Origin of the sequence: Rhodopirellula sp. UBA1907, assembly GCF_002337565.1 — a bacterium.
Classification (GTDB): Bacteria; Planctomycetota; Planctomycetia; order Pirellulales; family Pirellulaceae; genus Rhodopirellula; species Rhodopirellula europaea.
Map to the genome: position 1 here is coordinate 147363 of NZ_DDGH01000098.1, position 5480 is coordinate 152842.

Below are 5480 nucleotides of genomic sequence, written 5' to 3' on the forward strand. Positions count from 1 at the left end.
GAGTACAGCGCCGTGATTCCTCGCTTTGTATCAATGATTCTCAGCGGCGAACGCCCCATCATCTATGGCGACGGTCAACAATCTCGCGATTTCGTATTCGTTCGTGATGTTGCCAACGCGAATATGTTGGCGGCCACGGTACCGGACGCGGCCGGAAGAATATTCAATGTCGGTCGAGGACAGAGCACAACGTTGTTGGAGCTGCTGGACACTCTGCGTGATCTGTTAGAAGGCGACATTCAACCGATTCACGAGCCACCGCGTGCGGGTGATGTGCGAGACTCTCTGGCCGATACAAACCAAATTCGATCTCGTCTCGGATTTGCACCAACGGTCGACATGAGCGAAGGTTTGCGACAGAGCATTGAATACTACCGAGGCCTTTGCTCGCCCGCCTAACGCTTCCGTTGGGTTCCCTTTCTCGCTCGGATGCATCACCGGGTGACTCGGCTTACAATCGCGATTCCAATCGCCGTTTGTTCCAATTGCCGAGATCTCTTCATGCGTCAGTGGATGTTGCTCCCTCTCCTTTGTGCGTTCAGTGTTCCTGTCGCGGCGAAGGAACCGATGAACGTTCTGTTCATTATCTCCGACGATCTGACGTCGAATGCTTTGTCTTGCTACGGCAACAAGGTTTGCCAGACGCCTAATATCGACGCGATCGCCGCCGATGGCATGCGGTTCACGCGAGCCTATTGCCAGGCGACGTATTGCGGCCCATCCAGAGCGTCGTTTCTGTCGGGCTATTATCCTCACGCAACAGGTGTTCTTGGATACAAGAGCCCGCGTCCGCAGATCGGCGATCGACAAACATGGCCGCAAGCCTTTAAAGACGACGGCTACTACACGGCTCGTGTCAGCAAGATCTATCACATGGGTGTGCCTGGTGGTATCGAATCAGGTAGCGATGGTGCCGACGATGCCTTGTCTTGGGTGGAACGTTTCAACAGTCCCGGACCGGAGTGGAAGGCTGCCGGTGTTGGCGAAACGTTGGAAGGGAATCCTGACGGATCGCGGCCGGTCGTCGGAGGCAACACCTTTGTCGTCGTAGAGGCCGATGGAGGCGACGAAGTTCACTCCGATGGAAAGACGGCGGCAAAGGCCAGCGAACTGATTCGCGAGAAACGGGAACAGCCGTTTTGGCTGGGCGTTGGTTTTGTGCGTCCTCACGTTCCATTCGTATCACCAGCAAACTATTTCGAACCATTCAAACCGTTCAGCAAGCTTGCGTTGCCAGATCGCGTGGAAGGTGACTGGGACGACATCCCAAAGCTAGGCATCAACTACAAAACCAGCGTGAACATGAAGATGGACCTGCGTCGACAACGCAAAGCCATCGGTGGCTACTACGCGTCGGTAGCGTACATGGACGCTCAAGTCGGCAAAGTGATGACCGCCCTTCGCGAATCTGGACAAGCCGGCAATACGATCGTAGTGTTCACCAGTGACCACGGGTATCACCTGGGCGAACATGATTTCTGGGCCAAGGTCTCTCTGCGAGATGAATCGTCCCAGGTTCCGTTGATCATCAAGGTCCCCGGCAAGGCTGCCGGCGTTTGCAACAGTCTGGTCGAGATGCTGGACTTGTATCCGACGATTGGCAACCTTTGCGGAATCGATGTGCCCGATCACGTGCAGGGCAAAGACATTTCCAAGATGCTCGATGATCCGAGTCACACTGTTCACGAATTCGCGTTCAGTGTCGCGCCGATGCGGAAGGGATTTTTGATCCGAACCGATCGATGGGCGTACATTCAGTACAACGAAGACGCTTCGGGTGGGATGGAATTGTTCGACATGGAATCAGATCCGAAGCAATTCACCAACCTCGCCACTTTGCCGGAACATCAAACCATTGTTTTCAAGATGAAGCGGCACCTGAAGAACAAGCTTGCCGAGTTGCGATCAAACGATTTGGCCGACAGCGTGAATTAGCCGTAGGCCTGACCGGAAGAGTCAGTCGTCATTCCGGTAATACATTTTCGCGGTGACTCGTCCACAGAACTCACAATGAGCCTGGATTCGCTTCCCAACCGCTGCGGCTCCGCACCGGATTCCACCGACGTCCCACACGGACTGTTCACGCTGGCACTGCGGACACCGGATCATCCAACGCTTTGACGAATCGCGGACGTGGACAAACCAAGCCGCGGGCAAAATTGATTCCGCCATTTGTTGGATCTTCGACATCGTCACACCTCGGTCCACTTGAGCCCGCGAATTCGATACCACCCTTCAGTCTAACGAACGCCAATCGGCGTCGGGCAAGGAACCGGCAGTAATTCGATCGAATCTTGCCACCGTCGCGGGCAATTCTCTTCGCGTCGTTGCGGTTGTTGCCAACGAAAGTGCATTTGAATAGGTGTCGGTTTCGGCGACCTTTTTGAGAACCTGCTATCAACCGCACTGATAGAATGAGGGACCATTTCAGCTTTGATCACAAACGAACAACCAGGCGGAGACTATCGGTGAAGGCAATTTTGGCACTCGATCAAGGAACTACGAGTTCTCGCGCAATCCTCTTTGCACACGATGGATCCATCATCGGGGTGTCGCAAAAGGAATTCACACAGCACTATCCAAAACCTGGTTGGGTGGAACACGACGCGACCGAAATTTGGACGACCCAATTGGCGGTCGCTCGCGATGTCCTGAAACAGCACGACATGGACGTTTCGGACATTGAAGCCATTGGCATCACCAACCAACGAGAAACCACATTGGTTTGGGACCGCGCCACCGGCGAACCGATCCACAACGCAATTGTGTGGCAAGACCGCCGGACTGCATCGGATTGCGACGCACTTCGCGAAGCCGGCCATTCGGATCTTGTCCAAAAGAAAACCGGACTGATCATCGACGCGTATTTTTGTGCGACGAAGCTGCGATGGATTCTGGACAACGTTCCTGGAGCAAGAACACGCGCAGAAAACGGCGAACTTGCGTTTGGAACAATCGACAGTTGGCTGTTTTGGAATCTCACCGGTGGCAAACTTCATGCGACCGACGTGACCAATGCGTCTCGCACGATGTTGTGGAATATTCATGACGGCGAATGGGACAATGAATTGCTGGAGCTTTTCAGGGTTCCGAAAGAAGTTCTTCCGACGGTTCATCCTTCCAGCCACATCTACGGTGAAACTGAGTCCACTCTGTTTGGCAAACCGATTCCGCTGGGCGGAGCCGCGGGCGACCAACAATCGGCCTTGTTCGGCCAGAATTGCACGCAGCCGGGTATGGCGAAGAACACATACGGCACCGGTTGCTTCATGCTGATGAACATCGGCGAAGAAGCCGCCTCGTCGCCTTCTAGGTTGCTGACCACGGTCGCTTGTTGGGACGGTGGAAAACGCGAATACGCGTACGAAGGCAGCATCTTCATCGCAGGAGCAATCGTGCAATGGTTGCGCGATGGATTGGGGATCATCCAGTCGTCTTCGGAGGTCGAATCGCTGGCCGCCAGCGTCGATGACACCGATGGTGTCTACCTCGTTCCGGCGTTCGCAGGGTTGGGTGCACCGCATTGGGACGCCTACGCTCGCGGGATTCTGGTGGGACTGACTCGCGGCACGACAAAAGCTCACATCGCACGGGCTGCTCTGGAGGGCATCGCGTTTCAAGTGGCAGATGTTCTGGATGCGATGCGAAAAGATTCCGGCGTCGCCATCGAAGAACTTCGCGTCGATGGAGGAGCCGCCGCCAATGATCTGCTGATGCAATTCCAAGCGGACATTATCGGAGCACGCGTTGTTCGACCCAAAATCATCGAAACGACCGCTGCCGGTGCGGCTTACGTCGCTGGGCTCGCAACAGGATTCTGGAAAGACAACGCGGACATCGAACGCATCTGGGAAACCGAACGCGTCTTCGAACCTCAAATGCCCGCGGAAGAAGTTGCACAACGCAGGCGACGCTGGGCCGCTGCCCTGGAACGATCCAAACAATGGGTGGAACAGGAAGCTTCCGCTGATTGATTTGGCATGCTTCGTGCGATCGCTTCTTCCCTCTCTTCTTAGTCTTCCCTTCCATCACATCTGACCATGCTACGTCAACAATCCCTGACGCGACTCAAAGAACGTTCCGAACCCTGGGACATCGTCATCATTGGTGGTGGCGCAACAGGGGTGGGAATCGCGATGGATGCTGCCAGTCGCGGATTGGATTGTTTGTTGCTCGAGCAAGCGGACTTTGGAAAGGGAACGTCCAGTCGCAGTACCAAGTTGGTGCACGGCGGTGTTCGCTATCTCCAGCAAGGAAACATCACGTTGGTGCGAGATGCGCTAAAAGAACGCACACTGCTTCGAAACAACGCACCTCACTTGGTGCACGACATGCCGTTTCTGATTCCCTGCCAATCTCGTTGGGAACGGATGTACTATGCGATTGGTTTGAAGGTCTACGACTTTTTGGCAACCGGGAACCGTTTTGGACGGTCGCATGCCATCAATCAGAAGGAGTCGCTTCAGCGAGTGCCGACGATCAAGAAGGAAAAGGCCAACGGCGGCGTCATCTATCACGACGGGCAATTTGATGACACGAGATTGTTGATCAGCATGGCACGCACCGCGGATGAACAGGGTGCCTGTCTTCTGAACTACTTTGCCGTCACCGATTTGTCCAAAGACTCGAGCGGTGAAATCAATGGCGTCGTGGCCGAAGATCGTGAGACGGGTGAAACGCATTCCATTGCGGCACGGCGAGTCATCAACGCGGCCGGTCCATTCTGTGATGCGGTTCGCATGATGGACGAACCTGGCGCCGAAAAGATGCTGGCGGCCAGCCAAGGTGTGCACATCGTTTTGCCACGTCGATTCTTTCCCGGTGACATCGCGATGATTGTTCCGAAAACGTCCGACGGGCGGGTCTTGTTCATCATCCCGTGGCACAACCACGCTGTCGTCGGAACGACCGACACCGCCATCGAAACCGTTTCTTTGGAACCCAAGCCCCAAGCCGATGAAATCGAGTTTCTACTTGAAACGGCGAAGGAATACCTGGTGGAAGCTCCAACCCAATCGGACGTCCTCAGCGTTTTCACTGGGATTCGACCTCTTGTCAAAGGAGACAAATCGTCTCGAACGGCGTCACTGTCTCGAGATCACACAATCCGCATTTCTGATTCCGGATTGATCACGATCACCGGAGGCAAGTGGACGACGGTTCGCAAGATGGCGGAGGACTGCGTGGATCGCACGCTTGTCTCGACCAAGAAGTCCGCGAATCCGCTGACGGCAAATCCATGTCAGACGGAGACTCTGCATCTGCACGGATACGATCCCAATTCCGGTTCCACCAACACCGTCGCGGGTTCGGGACGAGGCCACTATGGATCGGATCTGCGTGAGATCGAGAACCTCGAACGCGAGAAGGTGGAATGGGCGACACCTTTGCATCCCGAGCTTTCGATCACCGGTGCCGAAGTGATCTGGGCGACTCGCCACGAGATGGCGAGAACCGTTGAAGATGTGCTAGCGCGCCGG

The 5480-nt window shown here is 55.2% G+C and carries 5 protein-coding genes; 4 read left to right on the forward strand and 1 reads right to left on the reverse strand.

Going from position 1 to position 5480, the window contains the following annotated elements; genetic code table 11:
- Together B2R17_RS24140 and B2R17_RS24145 are read left to right on the forward strand one after the other, a co-directional pair.
- Positions 1-399, forward strand: a 399-nt coding sequence (locus tag B2R17_RS24140) for an NAD-dependent epimerase/dehydratase family protein (RefSeq protein ID WP_286766024.1), incomplete at its 5' end; no start/stop codon positions are given.
- Between the two features lie 102 nt (positions 400-501).
- A complete protein-coding gene (locus B2R17_RS24145) occupies positions 502-1935 on the forward strand; it encodes a sulfatase (RefSeq protein ID WP_286766101.1) in 1434 nt (477 codons plus the stop codon).
- A gap of 21 nt (positions 1936-1956) precedes the next feature.
- On the opposite strand, the gene B2R17_RS24150 is transcribed toward B2R17_RS24145, so the two are convergent.
- On the reverse strand, positions 1957-2190 hold the full coding sequence (locus tag B2R17_RS24150) for a hypothetical protein (RefSeq protein ID WP_236618309.1): 234 nt from the start codon (positions 2188-2190) through the stop codon (positions 1957-1959).
- Between the two features lie 278 nt (positions 2191-2468).
- On the opposite strand from B2R17_RS24150, the gene glpK reads away from it, so the two are divergent.
- A complete protein-coding gene (glpK, locus tag B2R17_RS24155) occupies positions 2469-3974 on the forward strand; it encodes a glycerol kinase GlpK (RefSeq protein ID WP_286766025.1) in 1506 nt (501 codons plus the stop codon).
- A 66-nt stretch (positions 3975-4040) separates the two neighbouring features.
- The coding region (locus B2R17_RS24160; RefSeq protein ID WP_286766026.1) for a glycerol-3-phosphate dehydrogenase/oxidase at positions 4041-5480 on the forward strand (1440 nt) is incomplete at its 3' end.